Origin of the sequence: Acinetobacter sp. AOR01_HL (genome assembly GCF_027855455.1) — a bacterium.
In the GTDB taxonomy this organism is placed as follows: Bacteria; Pseudomonadota; Gammaproteobacteria; order Pseudomonadales; family Moraxellaceae; genus Acinetobacter; species Acinetobacter baumannii.
Genome location: NZ_JAKTIM010000050.1, coordinates 40,039 through 55,478, shown reverse-complemented (window position 1 = coordinate 55,478; position 15,440 = coordinate 40,039). Strand labels below are relative to the sequence as shown.

Annotated in this window: 14 protein-coding genes and 1 pseudogene; 7 read left to right on the top strand and 8 right to left on the bottom strand. The window is 38.6% G+C overall.

Translation table 11 applies throughout. The features are described from left to right. Window positions 1-9: 9 nt before the first annotated feature. From MKL62_RS15150 to glnK, 5 genes are all read right to left on the bottom strand, one after another. The gene (locus MKL62_RS15150) at window positions 10-1,302 is read right to left on the bottom strand and encodes a DNA adenine methylase (protein ID WP_001083669.1); all 1,293 of its coding nucleotides are present in this window, start codon (window positions 1,300-1,302) and stop codon (window positions 10-12) included. Beyond that, window positions 1,299-2,384 (bottom strand): bifunctional diaminohydroxyphosphoribosylaminopyrimidine deaminase/5-amino-6-(5-phosphoribosylamino)uracil reductase RibD, encoded by a 1,086-nt coding sequence (gene ribD / locus MKL62_RS15145; protein WP_005129886.1) that lies wholly within the window; start codon window positions 2,382-2,384, stop codon window positions 1,299-1,301. The genes MKL62_RS15150 and ribD overlap by 4 nt, the downstream gene beginning before the upstream one ends. A 15-nt stretch (window positions 2,385-2,399) precedes the next feature. Beyond that, window positions 2,400-2,858 (bottom strand): transcriptional regulator NrdR, encoded by a 459-nt coding sequence (nrdR, locus tag MKL62_RS15140; RefSeq protein WP_000543541.1) that lies wholly within the window; start codon window positions 2,856-2,858, stop codon window positions 2,400-2,402. 158 nt (window positions 2,859-3,016) lie between these two features. Continuing rightward, window positions 3,017-4,414, bottom strand: coding sequence for an ammonium transporter (locus MKL62_RS15135; RefSeq protein ID WP_000738520.1), 1,398 nt, complete (start codon window positions 4,412-4,414; stop codon window positions 3,017-3,019). Between the two features lie 57 nt (window positions 4,415-4,471). After that, window positions 4,472-4,810 carry a P-II family nitrogen regulator gene (gene glnK, locus MKL62_RS15130; RefSeq protein WP_000780326.1) on the bottom strand — a complete coding sequence of 113 codons (339 nt, stop codon included), beginning with the start codon at window positions 4,808-4,810 and terminating at the stop codon, window positions 4,472-4,474. A 279-nt stretch (window positions 4,811-5,089) separates the two neighbouring features. On the opposite strand from glnK, the gene MKL62_RS15125 reads away from it, so the two are divergent. From MKL62_RS15125 to MKL62_RS15095, 7 genes and pseudogenes are all read left to right on the top strand, one after another. Further along, the gene (locus tag MKL62_RS15125; protein WP_000894500.1) at window positions 5,090-5,317 is read left to right on the top strand and encodes an accessory factor UbiK family protein; all 228 of its coding nucleotides are present in this window, start codon (window positions 5,090-5,092) and stop codon (window positions 5,315-5,317) included. A 65-nt stretch (window positions 5,318-5,382) separates the two neighbouring features. After that, window positions 5,383-6,222, top strand: a pseudogene (locus tag MKL62_RS15120) (YifB family Mg chelatase-like AAA ATPase); the annotation flags it as partial. Between the two features lie 100 nt (window positions 6,223-6,322). Further along, window positions 6,323-8,119 (top strand): hypothetical protein, encoded by a 1,797-nt coding sequence (locus MKL62_RS15115; RefSeq protein ID WP_001144964.1) that lies wholly within the window; start codon window positions 6,323-6,325, stop codon window positions 8,117-8,119. Window positions 8,120-8,413: 294 nt separating this feature from the next. Then, the gene (locus tag MKL62_RS15110; RefSeq protein WP_000953322.1) at window positions 8,414-9,901 is read left to right on the top strand and encodes a SulP family inorganic anion transporter; all 1,488 of its coding nucleotides are present in this window, start codon (window positions 8,414-8,416) and stop codon (window positions 9,899-9,901) included. A 12-nt stretch (window positions 9,902-9,913) separates the two neighbouring features. Beyond that, window positions 9,914-10,765: a universal stress protein gene (locus MKL62_RS15105; RefSeq protein ID WP_000034564.1), complete on the top strand. Its 852-nt coding sequence runs from the start codon at window positions 9,914-9,916 to the stop codon at window positions 10,763-10,765. A gap of 67 nt (window positions 10,766-10,832) precedes the next feature. Beyond that, entirely contained in the window at window positions 10,833-11,132 is a 300-nt protein-coding gene (locus MKL62_RS15100) for a hypothetical protein (protein WP_001095007.1), read from the top strand. A gap of 72 nt (window positions 11,133-11,204) precedes the next feature. Beyond that, the gene (locus tag MKL62_RS15095) at window positions 11,205-11,576 is read left to right on the top strand and encodes a hypothetical protein (RefSeq protein WP_000529372.1); all 372 of its coding nucleotides are present in this window, start codon (window positions 11,205-11,207) and stop codon (window positions 11,574-11,576) included. A gap of 374 nt (window positions 11,577-11,950) precedes the next feature. Here the strand turns inward: MKL62_RS15095 and MKL62_RS15090 are convergent, their stop codons facing one another. From MKL62_RS15090 to MKL62_RS15080, 3 genes are read right to left on the bottom strand one after another with little or no spacing between them, the layout of a single operon-like run. Continuing rightward, window positions 11,951-13,381, bottom strand: a complete 1,431-nt coding sequence (locus MKL62_RS15090) for a hypothetical protein (protein WP_002017214.1) — start codon at window positions 13,379-13,381, stop codon at window positions 11,951-11,953. After that, window positions 13,374-14,489 (bottom strand): TniQ family protein, encoded by a 1,116-nt coding sequence (locus MKL62_RS15085; protein WP_016803672.1) that lies wholly within the window; start codon window positions 14,487-14,489, stop codon window positions 13,374-13,376. Before MKL62_RS15085 ends, MKL62_RS15090 begins: the two co-directional genes overlap by 8 nt. 29 nt (window positions 14,490-14,518) lie before the next feature. Continuing rightward, entirely contained in the window at window positions 14,519-15,439 is a 921-nt protein-coding gene (locus tag MKL62_RS15080; RefSeq protein WP_000417085.1) for a TniB family NTP-binding protein, read from the bottom strand. Window position 15,440 lies beyond the last annotated feature (1 nt).

Here is a 15,440-nt window from a genome sequence, read left to right as displayed (position 1 = left end):
TTGCAGCGCTTACCAAAGTGCGAGCTGTGTACTATTACCTGATGTATCTACACCACCTAGCTCGGCAAAGTGGTAAAGCTGGCCTAACAATTGACGTAACGGTGGCCCTGGTTTGGCATGAGTATCTGTAATCACAATAAACTCAAGCACACGTGCACGCTCTGACTGACGTTGTTTACTTACGCGATAACGTGGAACATCTTGAGTAAGTAAAGTCACTTTTCCACGTTCCAGATTGGCCATCAGTAAATCTTTCGGCTCAATGTTACCATCGGTCGAATAACTGGTCAGAATATAACGTGCATTGATGGTTGAAAGTAATTTTTCATACGCATCTTTTGCATGTTTAGAAGAGTTATAAGGACTTGGACGTTCTTTACGCCATGCACGGTCAATACCACTCTTATAGCCTTTCGTATCTGGCGGTGGTAAATCGACTTGATCCCATAACGTCAACGCATTTAAAACGTGATAGTTACTACTGTAAGCATGCTGATTATAAGGTGGGTCAAGATAGGCTACATCTACTTCAAAACCGCTCATTTGATTTGCTAGATGCTGAGCATCTACACACCACATTTCAGCAGCAGGGCGTTTACGGTCGCCAATCTCACAGAAACGGCTCGGAGTTAACCAAAGTAGTGATTCGATACGCTCTAATGCTGTTTGTGTACGTCCGCCCCACCCTTGGTGGAAGCTTTTAAATACACCACTGGTATTACTCACAAAACTTGCTGAATAGAGTAATGGCGCAAGCAAAGCACTCATTTCTACATCATTAATTGCACCCTGCGCTTGCCATGTGGCAATTTGCTGGCGAATCGCATCGATACGCATACCATTGCGACGCTTAAAAAACAAACGGTCGCGCGAAGGATCGTATACATCATCATTACGAGGGCAAAGATTGTGTGTTACCCAGCCTTTAACCTCGGGTAAGCGGTTTAAATAATCAATCGCTTTCTGATAGCCACCCAACTCTTTAAAAGCAGGTGCATCGACACACGCTAAAATTGCATGATTTAAAGCATGACTATAAGGTTCCCAATCATTGGCAATGACACGGTATCCATTTTGACGTGCTAAACGAGAAACCACCCCACTGCCTGCAAAAAAGTCGGCAAAAATCGGGGGGTTCTTTTTCTTGCTATTCAGCGTCCCTGTGATTTCCAGAGCTTCTAAAATCAAGTGGAGCAATCGGCGCTTGTTGCCCAAATACGGGACAAGCTGATGGAAAAGATATTCGTCTGTCGTGCGGGCTGCATGACGACGTTTGTGGTATACCGAAGGCTCTGAATTCATACTTTCTCTTGCGTAGGGATTAACCTTAAGCGTATATCTTGATCAAGTTGTGTTACATCAAGAAGTTTAAAACGAAGTTGCTGTGCCATATATTCAAAATCTGCATTGAACATGGCTCTTGCACTTTGCCCCAATAAAGTTGGAGCCACATAACTGATCATTTCATCAATCAAGCCTTCTTGCAAAAAGGCACTTGATAATGTCGCGCCAGCCTCGATCAGCACATCATAAATTTGGTATTGCTTAGATAAGGTCTGTAATAGTGTTTTTAAAGGCTGAATTTCTAATTGTATCACGCCTAAGTCAGCAAGTTCCTGACGATATGGTCCCATGACCATCACAGTTTCAGGATTTTCTAATATTTTAGCGGTGAGTGGTAAACGCCCTCTCCGATCTAGAATTACACGTTTTGGCTGAGCAACCGTTTCGATATCAATATTATGAAGTGAACGTACATTAAGTTGGCAGTCATCGGCAATTACAGTTTCAATACCTGTAATCACGGCGCCTGAAATCGCACGCCAATGTTGTACATCTTGACGGGCCGCAGAACCTGTAATCCACTTCGACTCACCTGATGCCATTGCAGTACGCCCATCAAGACTAGAAGCAACTTTTAGTCGTACATATGGCATGCCTGTAGACATCGCTTTTAAAAAGCCTTGATTAAGTTGAGCTGCCAAATCTTCACAAATACCGATTTCTACTTCAATACCGGCATTTTTTAATATCTGAACACCTTTACCTGCAACAAGCGGGTTTGGATCAGGACATGCCACTACCACTTTTTTAACTTGCGCCTTAACCAGCGCCTCAGCACACGGAGGGGTTCGCCCATAATGAGCACACGGCTCAAGCGTCACATAAGCAGTTGCGCCTTGTGCCTGTTCGCCTGCCTGACGTAATGCAAAAACTTCCGCATGGGGCTGACCAGCTTTAGGGTGAAAACCTTCACCAATCACCTGATTATCTTTGACGATGACACAACCAACATTTGGATTTGGTTTTGTCGAATAGAGTCCTCGTTTGGCAAGTTCAATGGCTTGCTGCATCCAGTATTGATCTTGTTTTAACTCAGACATAAAAATCTCAAATGATTAGTGTTCACGTTGTTGCATTTGCTCAATTTGGCGGCGAAACGCTTCAACATCCTGAAAGTCTTGATAAACCGAAGCAAAACGAACATAGGCAACGTGGTCAAGTGCAAATAAAGATTGCATGACAATCTCACCAATCGTTCTGGATTTCACATCACGCTCACCCAAACGGCGAATTTGCAACTGAATATCGCTTAGAACCGTCTCGATCTGCTCTTGTGTCACTGGACGTTTTTGTAAGGCATGCATAAGCGAACGACGTAGCTTCGCCTCATCGAACGGTTCATTTTTTCCATTCGATTTGATCACACGGGGCATCACCACTTCATAGCTTTCAAAAGTGGTAAAACGTTCACCGCAACTTACACACTCACGACGTCGACGAATCTGACAGCCTTCTGCGGCTAGACGCGAATCGATGACTTTACTATCTGCGGCGTTGCAAAATGGACAATGCATAGCGGACTTAATAGGGTCAATTACTTTGACCTAGTGTAGCAAAATTTCTACACTTACAGAACCAGCATTCTATGAGACAAAAAAACAGTCCTGTCCGAGATCAAAGCATCGCTTTGATCACAGCACAAGACTGTTTTTGATATAAGAATTATTAGTGATTATTCAATACGTTCGCCATGTTGGCTTAAGTCCAGACCCATACGTTCATCATCGGAATTAACACGAAGTCCAATAATAAGGTCAATCACTTTAAGAATAATGAAAGTTGCGATACCACTGTAAACCATTGTCGCAAGCACACCTTCGACTTGTACCCACAACTGACCAGCGAATGTTGGTGCTAATGCTACGTTGGCTGCCTTAATGATTTCATCACTATAAAATACGCCAGTTAAAATCGCACCGACAATACCACCTACAGCGTGCAAACCAAACGCATCCAAAGCATCATCTGCTTTAAGTAAGCGTTTAAGTGCCGTAATACCCCAGAAGCAGACTACGCCACCAATAAGGCCCATTACTAAAGCTCCGCCTACACCAACAAAACCAGCTGCAGGAGTAATCACAACTAAACCAGCAACAGCTCCAGACGCACCGCCCAATACAGAAGCTTTACCACGGATCATACGTTCTACTACCAACCAAGAGAACGCAGCAGCAGCGGCAGCAACTTGAGTCACTAAAATTGCCATACTTGCACGAGCACCAGCACCTAAAGCACTACCACCGTTAAAGCCGAACCAACCCACCCAAAGTAAACTTGCACCGATTACAGTTAAAGTTAAGTTATGTGGCGCCATAGATTCACGGCCAAGACCAATACGTTTACCAAGCATATAAGCAGCAACTAGACCTGCAACACCGGAGTTAATGTGTACAACCGTACCGCCAGCGAAATCTAATGCACCTGCTTTAAATAACCAGCCATCTGCCGCCCACACCCAGTGAGTAATTGGCGCATAAACCACAAGTACCCAAATTGCAATGAATGCCATGAAAGCTGAATATTTCATACGGTCAGCAATCGAGCCACTCAAAATTGCGACAGTAATGATGGCGAAAGTCATTTGGAAAATAACAAAGAGGCTTTCAGGAATTGTCCCACTTAGTGCATCAAAAGCGACGCCATTGAGCATTGCTTTAGACAAATCACCAAAGTATGCACCTGTGCCAGAGAACGCGATTGAATAACCTGCAATCACCCAGAGCAAACTTACTAAAATTGCAGCAGAAAGGCTAAACATCATAGTGCTTAAGACATTTTTCTTACGGACCATACCACCGTAAAATAACGCCAAGCCTGGAATTGTCATCAACAGAACCAAAGCTGTTGAAATTAAAATCCAAGATGTATCACCAGTATCGAGTTTTGCAGTCGGTGTCGGTGCGGCCGGAGTTTCCTCAGCTGCTGGTGCCGCTGCAATTGTTGCAGGAGCTTCAGACGTTGATGTTGCTGTAACCTCAGATGTTGGTGTTGTTACAGTCTCTTCTGCCCAAGCGGCAGTACCACCCAAAAGTGCGCCGGTTAAACTCAGCGCCATAAGCATTTTTTTCATTCGTGTCCCCCAACCTCATTTGCGAGCTATTTATTGCTCAGCAAGCTTTGTGCCAATTTAGACAGCATCTGGTCCTGTTTCACCTGTACGGATACGGATGACTTGTTCCAGATTAGTCACAAAAATCTTACCGTCGCCGATTTTTCCAGTGCTTGCCACACGTGTAATTGACTCAATTACCGCGTCGACCATTTCATCACTAATCGCAATTTCGATTTTTACTTTAGGTAAGAAATCAACCACATACTCAGCGCCGCGGTAAAGTTCTGTATGTCCTTTTTGACGACCAAAACCTTTAACTTCAGTTACGGTAATCCCTTGTACACCAATGTCAGAGAGTGCTTCACGCACATCATCCAATTTAAACGGTTTTACAATTGCAGTTACAAGCTTCATGTTTGTTTCCTTCGGCTTCTTTTCACCAGTAAGGTTTTATGTTCAATTTTCATGCCAATATTTCAAAGGTTGGAGGATATGAATCTTTTGCATGAGCTTTCTTTATAACCTATTTAGTTATCAAGATGTAGATGAGCAACTAAAAATAAAATGAATTTTCAGTCCTGTTTTTATTTCAATTTATCGTTATGACATGGCTAAAAGCCAAGAAGCCTATATCCTAGATTCAAGCAGTGTTAAACTGGCGAGCATAAGGTAATACAACAGTTTGGATATCTCATGCTAGAAACTCTATTACAGGCCATCTTGGAACAAATTGACGAGCCTAAAAAAGATTTAGAAAAAAACTTACGTGCATTATTAAATGAAACTGTCGAGAAATTAGATCTTGTCTCTAAACAAGAAATCGAAAGACAAAAAACAGCCCTTCATTTAGCCAATCAACGTTTAGAAGCGCTACAAAAACAAGTCAGTCTATTAGAAGAAGCTTTAAAGAATAAAAAATAAGCACCAACGTAGCGCACTTATACTTTACAACGATTAAAAATGAAGCACCATAATGGAACAATAAGATGTCTTTTTCTAAAATTTATACTCGGGGACTTTTAGGATTACATGCGCCTCTCATTGAGGTTGAGGTGCATGTGAGTCAAGGATTACCCTCTCTAACTATTGTAGGCTTAGCGGAAGCAGCGGTTAGGGAAAGTAAGGATAGGGTTCGCTCAGCTATTATTAACAGTGGATTTCAATTTCCAACTAAGCGGCTGACCATTAACCTTGCTCCTGCAGATTTGCCCAAAGATGGTTCACGGCTAGATTTACCAATTGCTTTAGGCATCTTAATTGCCTCTGGTCAACTTTCGGAAAACTGCACAGAAGACTTTGAATTTATTGGAGAGTTGGCTCTAGACGGTCATGTAAGACCCGTATCAGGCGCTTTAACTTTAGCAATGGCATGCCAGCAAGCTCAGCATAAAATCGTTTTACCCGTCGATAATAGCCAAGATATTAGCCATTTACCTAATCTTGAGTGTTATCCAGTTAATCATTTAAAAGAGGTGTGCGAGCACTTTTTAGGCACACAAAAGCTAGCTCATGCGCAGCCAAGTGCCCATTCAAATGAAATGCCCTATAAATTTGACCTTGCAGATGTTAAAGGTCAGCTACGGCCACGGCGTGCACTAGAAATTGCTGCCGCTGGGGGACACTCCCTGCTCTTTAAAGGACCACCAGGCACAGGTAAAACTTTATTGGCTTCACGCCTGCCTTCTATTTTACCGCCACTTTCTACTCAAGAAACTCTTGAAGTTGCAAGTATTTATTCTATTTCAAATACACCACATACCTTTGGGCAGCGTCCATTTCGCGCGCCCCACCATACAGCATCAGCAATTGCACTGGTTGGGGGCGGTTGTCAGTTCCACAAATAAATCAGAGTTTACACAAATAAACTAGAGCAAGAATAAAAAGTATATTATCTATATGCTTTAATTTTTCATTTTGTAAAAATATATGCCTGTTAATAATGACAAAATAACGACTATTGATTGCTTCCCAAACGATAATATTAGTCGAGTGGTTTATAGATATGGTGGACTTGTTAGAAACGAAGATAACGATTCAACTAATCCTTTTGTTGAAGTGTTATTAATTGAGATTAGAAAAAGTGATCAATGGTTATTTTTAGATAAGTGCTCAACATTCCTTGTTCCCGTACTTGATCTTGATGCTGTTCAACATGGCAGTATTTGGGATGGAAATGTTTTAACCGATCAATCCTATCGGTTTTCAGGAAAACTCATTACAAAACGATTTTCTTTCGACTTCACCAATAATAAACCTAAGAATATAAAACTTACGGACAGAATCCCCAATACTTCTGACTACTACATTCCTTTAAAAAACTATTTCCTCCCAAATAAAGTTGATTATGTTCTTCAAGGCTATCCATTTACCAAATATACCAATGATTCATATCGCAAAGTGAATCATTGCCTAATGCATTCCAATGATGGAACTCAAGTCATCACATCATCAATTCATGTATTGCATAGCTTATTCGTCAATCGGAAGGATATTAGGGGACTTTTATTAGGAACTTCGAGTCAATCCATCATTAATCGTTTTTTAGAATCTTATACAACAGAAATTGTGGACGATAATGTTGAATATAAAATTAAAATCAGAAAGCCATATGAAGATATAGGCGAGACTGCAATTATTTTTCTTGCTAATCTTGCCTTAAACCCATATGTGCAAACGATAGTTGATAAAATTCAACGAAGTATGGAAATTACCGAGTTTAATCATCTTCAGCAGGGTACAGGCAAAAGGTATCCCATTGTGTTTCCACCACATCCCACAAAGCTTTTCCTTGAAGCAGAAGGAATTTGGCTAGATGACAATAAGACTCGTTTTTTTATCACTAGAGTGAAAAAATTTGATCCTATTAACGATCACATGATTGATGTCAACAAAGACCTGACCAATACAATTTCAAAGCCTGATGAGAAAAATCCTAGACCTCGTGAAAAAAGTCAAAATAAGAATGAGCACATCAATACTCAAAAACCACCATCAAGAACAAGCGGTGAATATCGTAAGCGTTCTGAGGTGGAAACTGGAAATACACAAGGTATTCTGAAGTATTCTTTTAATGAACCAACCGATGATCCAATTGAAGTCGGAGCATCTAATCAACCTTATTCAGATAAATCAGAAGAGGTTGAAACATCTTCTGATGAACCCTATGGTAATCAAAATACTAAGATCAAAAAATCTGAAACGACAGATACACCACCTAGCAGAGATGAACGTTTTGACATTCAATACATTATCCAATCTCTCCAAGAACTTGCTTCTGAAATGGGTTCTCCTCTGGAACATCTGTCTGCAATTAATGAACATGGTGAAATGATAGCGAGTATTAATTTGCTTCAAATCAAAAAACTTGTGCCTGAACCCAAGCATCCCTCATGGATTGATTATGATAAAGGGCGAAAATTATTGTTCTTAAAATTAGACTTAAAAGATCAAAATGGATTTTCCTATCTCATCGATATACATAAAAATAAAAATCATGAAGCATTTTGTGCCTTTCTTATTTTTACTCAGAATAAGTTAACAAGCGAACAAATTAAAAAAATCTGTATTGAACTAGAAAATGCCAAGGGAATAAAAAAATGGGCACTCTACTGTGATAGTTTCATTCATAAAATGATTGCAATAAAACATTTATACGCAACACCAGATGAATGGAAAAATCGCTTTAAAAATTTATTCATAAGCTTACAGAAGGACAAATCCTAATTAAAGAATATTTTTTATACAATCATATGTTCATGAAATTACTTGGTATTTCATGTTTTCTATAAATTTGCGAAATAAAAAAGAGTGAAATTTTCGTTCAGTTCGCCTATACTAACAGTTCAATTTAAATTTCTATTCGTATTCACACACTTATGCTTTTGACTCCACCCTAGTTTATTTACCCATCTTTTTGTAAATAACTCATCACTGTCTAGTGATGTGGTGTAGTCGCTTGTGTGTTGTATATATCACATCACTAGCCTTTCCTAAAATTTAAAAAAATAGGCTATTTTCATGTTATCCACTATTCGAGAACAATGGTTCTCCAATATTCGCGGGGATGTTCTTGCGGGTATTGTTGTTGCTTTGGCTCTAATTCCTGAAGCAATTGCTTTCTCCATTATTGCAGGCGTTGATCCTAAAGTGGGGCTATATGCTTCATTCTGTATTGCTGTTGTGATTGCTTTTGTGGGCGGTCGTCCTGGTATGATTTCTGCTGCAACTGGTGCTATGGCTTTATTAATGGTCACACTGGTTAAAGAGCATGGTCTGCAATATTTATTAGCAGCCACAATTTTGACAGGATTTATTCAAATCCTAGCAGGCTATCTAAAATTAGGAGCCTTGATGCGTTTTGTATCAAAGTCAGTCGTTATTGGCTTTGTAAATGCCTTGGCTATTCTAATTTTTATGGCTCAATTGCCTGAACTTACCAACGTCACTTGGCATGTTTATGCGATGACAATCGGTGGTTTAGCGGTTATTTATCTATTTCCCTATATCCCAGTGATAGGGAAACTTTTACCCTCTCCCCTCATCTGTATTGTCCTACTTACGCTCTTTGCCTTATTCATTGGTTTAGATGTAAGAACTGTCGGTGATATGGGGCAATTGCCGGATACGCTTCCAATTTTCTTGCTTCCTGATATTCCTTTAAATCTTGAAACTTTAGCTATTATTTTACCCTATTCACTAGGTTTGGCAGCCGTGGGTTTACTTGAGTCCATGATGACCGCAACAATTGTCGACGATTTAACAGATACCACCAGTGATAAAAACCGAGAATGTAAAGGGCAAGGTGTTGCCAATGTCGCTTCAGGCTTCTTAGGCGGAATGGCAGGCTGTGCCATGATTGGTCAATCCATTATTAATGTGAAATCTGGTGGACGTACCCGTTTATCATCATTTAGTGCAGGGGTCTTTCTGTTAATTATGGTGGTGTTTATCAGTGACTGGCTTAAAGCCATTCCAATGGCTGCACTGGTTGCTGTCATGATTATGGTATCAATTGGAACATTTAACTGGGATTCTCTGCGCAATATCCGCCAATATCCTCTCTCTAGCAATATCGTGATGATCGTTACAGTCGTCGTAGTTGTTGCCACACATAACCTGGCTTATGGTGTATTAGTCGGTGTTCTTCTTTCTGCATTATTTTTTGCCAATAAAATTGAACGCTATATGGCGATTCAATCTGTATTTGATGAATCAGAAAGCACACGTACTTATACGGTAACAGGTCAAGTGTTCTTCAGTTCAGCAGATAAATTTACTTCTGCATTTGATTTCAAAGAGGCACTTTCAAAAGTGGTGATTGATGTCAGTCAGGCACACTTCTGGGATGTTTCTGCGGTTGCTGCCGTAGATAAAGTGGTCATTAAGTTTAGACGTGAAGGAACAGAAGTCGAACTTATTGGAATGAATGAAGCTAGTAAAACATTAGTCGATAAGTTTGGTATCCATGATAAGCCAGATGCTTTAGATCGCTTAAATAGCCACTAAGAGGGATTAGTTATGTCAAAAATTATTGCATGTATTGATGGATCATTAGTAACAAATACTGTGTGTGATTATGCAGCTTGGTTTAGCGATAAACTTAATTCACCTATTAAACTATTGCATGTCATTGATAAGCCAAAAGCAAAAGCACCACAAGATTTAAGTGGTGCAATTGGTCTAGGAAGTCGAGAAACCTTGCTCAAAGAATTGGTTGAACTCGAAGAACGTAAGGGAAAAATCGAGCTAGAGCATGGCCAGATTCTTCTTCGGGAAGCAAAGAACTATTTATTGGAGAAGTTCTCTATTGATGCTCAAAGTTTTCAACGCCATGGCAGTGTTTTAGAAACAATCATGGGAATGGAAGACGACATTAGAGTTCTTGTTATGGGTAAGCATGGGAATGAAACCGAGCATGATTCCAGTAAAATTGGAACCCATATTGAAAATGTTGTTCGTGCCCTTCATAAACCCGTATTAATAACGTCTGCACCATTTAGTCCACCTAAGTCTTTTTTAATTGCTTTTGATGGAAGTCAGACTGCAAGAAAATGTGTTGAACGCATTGCGTCAAGTCCATTACTTAAAGGTCTTGCAGTACATTTGGTTTATGTCGGAAATCCGAATAGTGAAATGCAAAATCAGCTCTCTTGGGCAAAAGAGCAACTTGAATCACAAGGTTTTAATATCACCTCGAATACGTTGGATGGTGAAGTTGATAAGGCAATTATCAATTACGCTGAACAGCATCAAATCGATTTGATTGTGGTTGGGGCTTATGGTCATTCAAAGATACGTCAATTTTTTATTGGCAGCACCACCACAAAAGTGATCACAAGCGCTAATAAACCAGTCCTGTTACTACGATAATTTCATGAAGGGGTAGAATTTTGATCTATCCCTTTATTTTTAATAAGTTATAAAAGGAATCATAAATATGAATACGATGTTAATAAGCCCAACTCTAAATGTTTCTTGTTCCGAAAATGTGCTGTTAAAAATATCCTCATACTTTGGTGTATCTCATGAACAAGCTTATCGAAAAGGCGTAGATTCTCTTTTAAAATTAACAGAGATGGTTATAGCAAATAATGAACATTCTGAAACTATTAAACTTTTTTTGTGTGATTGTCATTTAAGAACATCTATCAATTTAGATGATATATCCGATATGCCTACTCAATTGATAGGCGATTGCCTTAATGTGATTGTTCTACGTTATGCATTTGTAGTTTGACAATCAGGTCGTAAACTAGACATTAATGTTCTAAACTTAAACAATATATTTGTAAACCAAAAGGTTGAATAAATGGGACAAGCTAAACAAAGGGGTACACTTGAGCAAAGAGTAAAGCAAGCTCAAGAACAAAAAGATGATTTTTATGGAACTGAAAGAAGTGTAGCAGAAGTTCTAGCTGAACTAGGCTTACCAAAAGAAAGTACAGTAAAAGGTTATGTTATCCATCTACCTGAAAAAGATGAATTTGTAGCTGCAATTAATGACAATAATATTTCTTTTTCAGTTGCTTATGCTCGGACACCTGAATTAGCGATGATATATGATGAACCACAAAAAGCGATTTCAGACGCTAAAAAGATTTCAAAACATAAGCTATTGGTTTGTGTTTTATTTGAAACTTCAAACCAATACATGATTAATGATATTTGGGCTAATTATTAGTCTGAGTTTAAATCTATTATGTCAAAAATTGCATATAGTTCTAAACTTATGTTTGATTGAGTTTAGAACTATAATGTAAATCTATTCAATTGTTTTTGTTATAAGTTATTGATTTTCATCTTTATGAGTTTAAAACTTTATTGTGTAAACACAGCATTTAAAGCTTCATTAGGTGACTTTTTAGGTGGTGGTGATAACTTAATTAACACATGGAAATCTACTCTATAAAGGTCTCACATACTACTATCTCAGAATTTTCAGCGCGTCTTTTAATATTTCATTAATGATCGGTGTGACAATTACTAAAATAATCTGCTGAAATCTCAATAATAATGATCAGCTAACTCGCTGATCATTATTTTAAGTGCTTCAACTTATTGTGTTTTTGGCAACCAATAATATTGCCCATTAAGCACAACAGTAAAACCATCCTCAATCTCAGTAATCATTTCCGTTTTAATCTTTAGAGCATCTATGTAAGGAAGTTGATGAAAATACCTAAGCCCATTTCTGACCCAACTTAAGATAAGTTCACTGTCATTTAAATCAGTTTGGGTAAGTGCAATAAGTTCCATTTCTAGTTTTTTCTTTTGTTTAGTCTTTAAAAAATCAGATTTTTTTAATTTTAAATAATCAATGGAAGCACCGTAATTCTCATTTAAAAAGTTAATGAATCCAGTGAGCGCAGCAGCTTGACCAGAATATTCAGCAAGATACGCTTTGACATGCTCCAAATTTGGTAATTGAGCACTTTCTCCCTCCATTGACAGCATCAACGCCACAGCAGGCTTTACAGCCAACCTCGCTGAACGTATTGAAGTCTCACCTCGTTTGATTTTTTCTTCTAATTTATTTTTGTATTCCAGTACAACATCATAAGCCAAAGATGGTTGCAAAATACGTTGCACAAGCTTTTCCATCTGATCTCGTTCTGAACAACTTTTTTTGTTATCCATATCTATTCGAATGTCATGCACCTCTTCAAGCCATTGCATCACCAATTCAAATTTTCTAAGCCCACTACTTCGTAACCTTACTAATAACTGCTTTGGAGTAGGCACAGATTGATTCCAATCTATTTCGGTTTTAATAAAGAAATGGGTATGTTTATTTATATATAATGCAGCTTTATGTGATCCAACTTTCTTTTCTAACCAGCCTATATAGTTTTCATACTGCTGTTTTAAGTCACTAGACTCAAATACTTTCTGATTTTGATCAAATTTATTCCATAAATTTTGATGCCAATAACAATCATCGCATAAATCAGCACAACCTGCTGCAATCATACAATGACATGCTTTACAGGATTTCTGAGGCTTATCTCTACATTTTTTACACGTTCTTTGTCCTGATACATCAGACTCCAATAAGCGATGTTTCTGGCATGATGGGCATGTCTCATAATCTCGTGTCGCACATTTTGGACATACCCGTAGATCATCATTAAATCGTGAAATTCGGGTCAATTTTTGTGATGGCGTACCACATCGTTCACAAGGCTCAATGGGTCTAAAATACACGGAACAACTATTACACACCACACCATATTCGGTCAGCTTACCTATTGGTTTATTTGTCTGATTACATCGAATACAGGGTTGTTTCTTTATACATTCATTGCAAATGGCTTGTTCATCATCTCTAGGGAGTCGGGCAAAGTCACCACAACTTGGGCATAATCGCTTTTTAAAGATACGGGCATAACAAGTCGAACAATATTTCTTGCCTTTATATCGTTTTTTTATAAAAGAAACAGACTGGTTGCATCCATGACAGTCATGTTCAATAACATTTTCAGTCAATATGCATCGCTCCACTATTATTGCTTCTTCTTAATAAATTTAACCATTGACGTTGTACAGTCGCTTTAGATTTTGGCTTAGTAACAGTTATTGCTGCACGAGAGACAGGATAACGTCTTGTAGGCTTAATCATTAAATCTTTCATCTGTTGAAGCTGAACAGGCAACTTCTTGCGCTTGTCCCAAAAATTTGCACGACTTACTCCATATTCCTTTGATCGTTGTACCAATAAGTCACATGGAATATCCATAATCTGATCCAACATTGAAAGCAAATCTATTCGTTCCTGAGTACTCAGATATTCAAATGCTAATGGGGTAACTGGATGTGAAAGATGTAAATTTACGTCAAAACTTTCAAATAATTGAATCACATTTTTATTGGGCGTATTGACCAAAAATCTAATCTCACTGAGCCATGAACGAGCAATTTCAAACCATACTTGAGTAGTCACTGGGGATTGATTATAAAAACCAATTTTTTGTTTTAAGACTTGCTCTGCTTTATTTTGGAAGTTTAAAGCATTTAAATTGATGTTTTTGCTTTCCTCACAACGCCTTAAATCAAAGCCACATGTCGTACAGATCGCTAAACAACCATGTTCCATATCGGCTTTAAATGGTTGGATCGTCACACCACATTCAGGGCAATGGTCAATTAAACTTAACTGATGCTCAACACAACTACAATGCCACCCAATACGCCACATTAAGCGCAAATAAGGCGGATTTTCATGACTCTTCAGGCATTCAACACATACTTGCCGACCTGATGTATTTGAGCGGTTTCGTGTGCCCAAGGATAAAACCCAAGGGATATTTTGATTTGAATCATAATTTGGCTGTATCTGAGAAACGACGCTACTCAACATCGATTGCTGTATCTTCTGTTTTGACTCCATACTATGAGATAACAGAGCATCGAATCTTTCGGCATCTACTCCTTTGTCTAAATCAATCGTTAAAGCTCTCCATTTCCCCCATAAAGCCTCAATGAGAACCATAGGTGAGCAACCTACATCTAAGGCTGAACGGATCAACCAAGATGAAAATATTTCCCCTTGCTGAATGGGAGTTCTGATATACCAACATTGTTCAGGTTGACTCATCTCTACCTCCCTATAATGATTTCGCAAAATTAACTCAGGCTGAGATTTATATTTCTAATATTTCTTAAACCCTCCGTAGGTTTAAGCCATTTAAACTTATGTACGATGTCATAGGTAATTTCTTCATCACCTTGTAAAATGGCTTCTTTGGCACACTCCACCAGTAATCGATTTAAATCCCCTAAATTTCCACCTGACACTTCAAAAATCAACGTAGCAATCTCTTTGGATGCAAGATTAGACTGTTTTTTTAACGGCAATAGTCGAACATAGCTGACTAATAATCTTAAAAAATCTTGATTGAGTTCCCATTTAGGTAAATTCACCACATCAAAGCGACTGGCATATTGCGGATCAGTATGCAGTATGGTGATTGCCTCACGAGTACCAACACCTACGATATTCAGACTCAATTCATTGCTGAGGTTCTTGAGCGTATTCATGACTTCGGGAAGCAATTTGGCTGAACCTGTCAGACAATTATGAATTTCATCGATAATCAACATTTTTGTTTCATACTTACGCATCAAGTGTACGGCTTGATTTCGTAATTTGGCTTCAGGATCACTTGCCCGAAATGGCACAAAGAAGTGATTTAAAATATTAATATAGAGTTCTTTAACATTGGCTTTTGCTGGAGCAAGTATCGGTAAAACTGGCTTAGTTACGGACAATAAATCCATGTCAGCATCACTTACGGTTTTTGTATAATACTGTCTAGCAAACTCATGAATGATAGTTGTTTTGCCCATATTGGAGTCACCAACAATCAACAAGCATTCAGGTCTTAATTTCCTAGGGCGATTCAAAATATCGGTCAATGTGTTCATGATGGTAATGGCTTTCTTATAGCCAATCCATCTATCAGTAAATAATGTCTCAATCCGTTCACTATCGCTTAATTGCATGATTTCAAGTACATGCTCTGCAAGATGTTCATATTTTTCCATT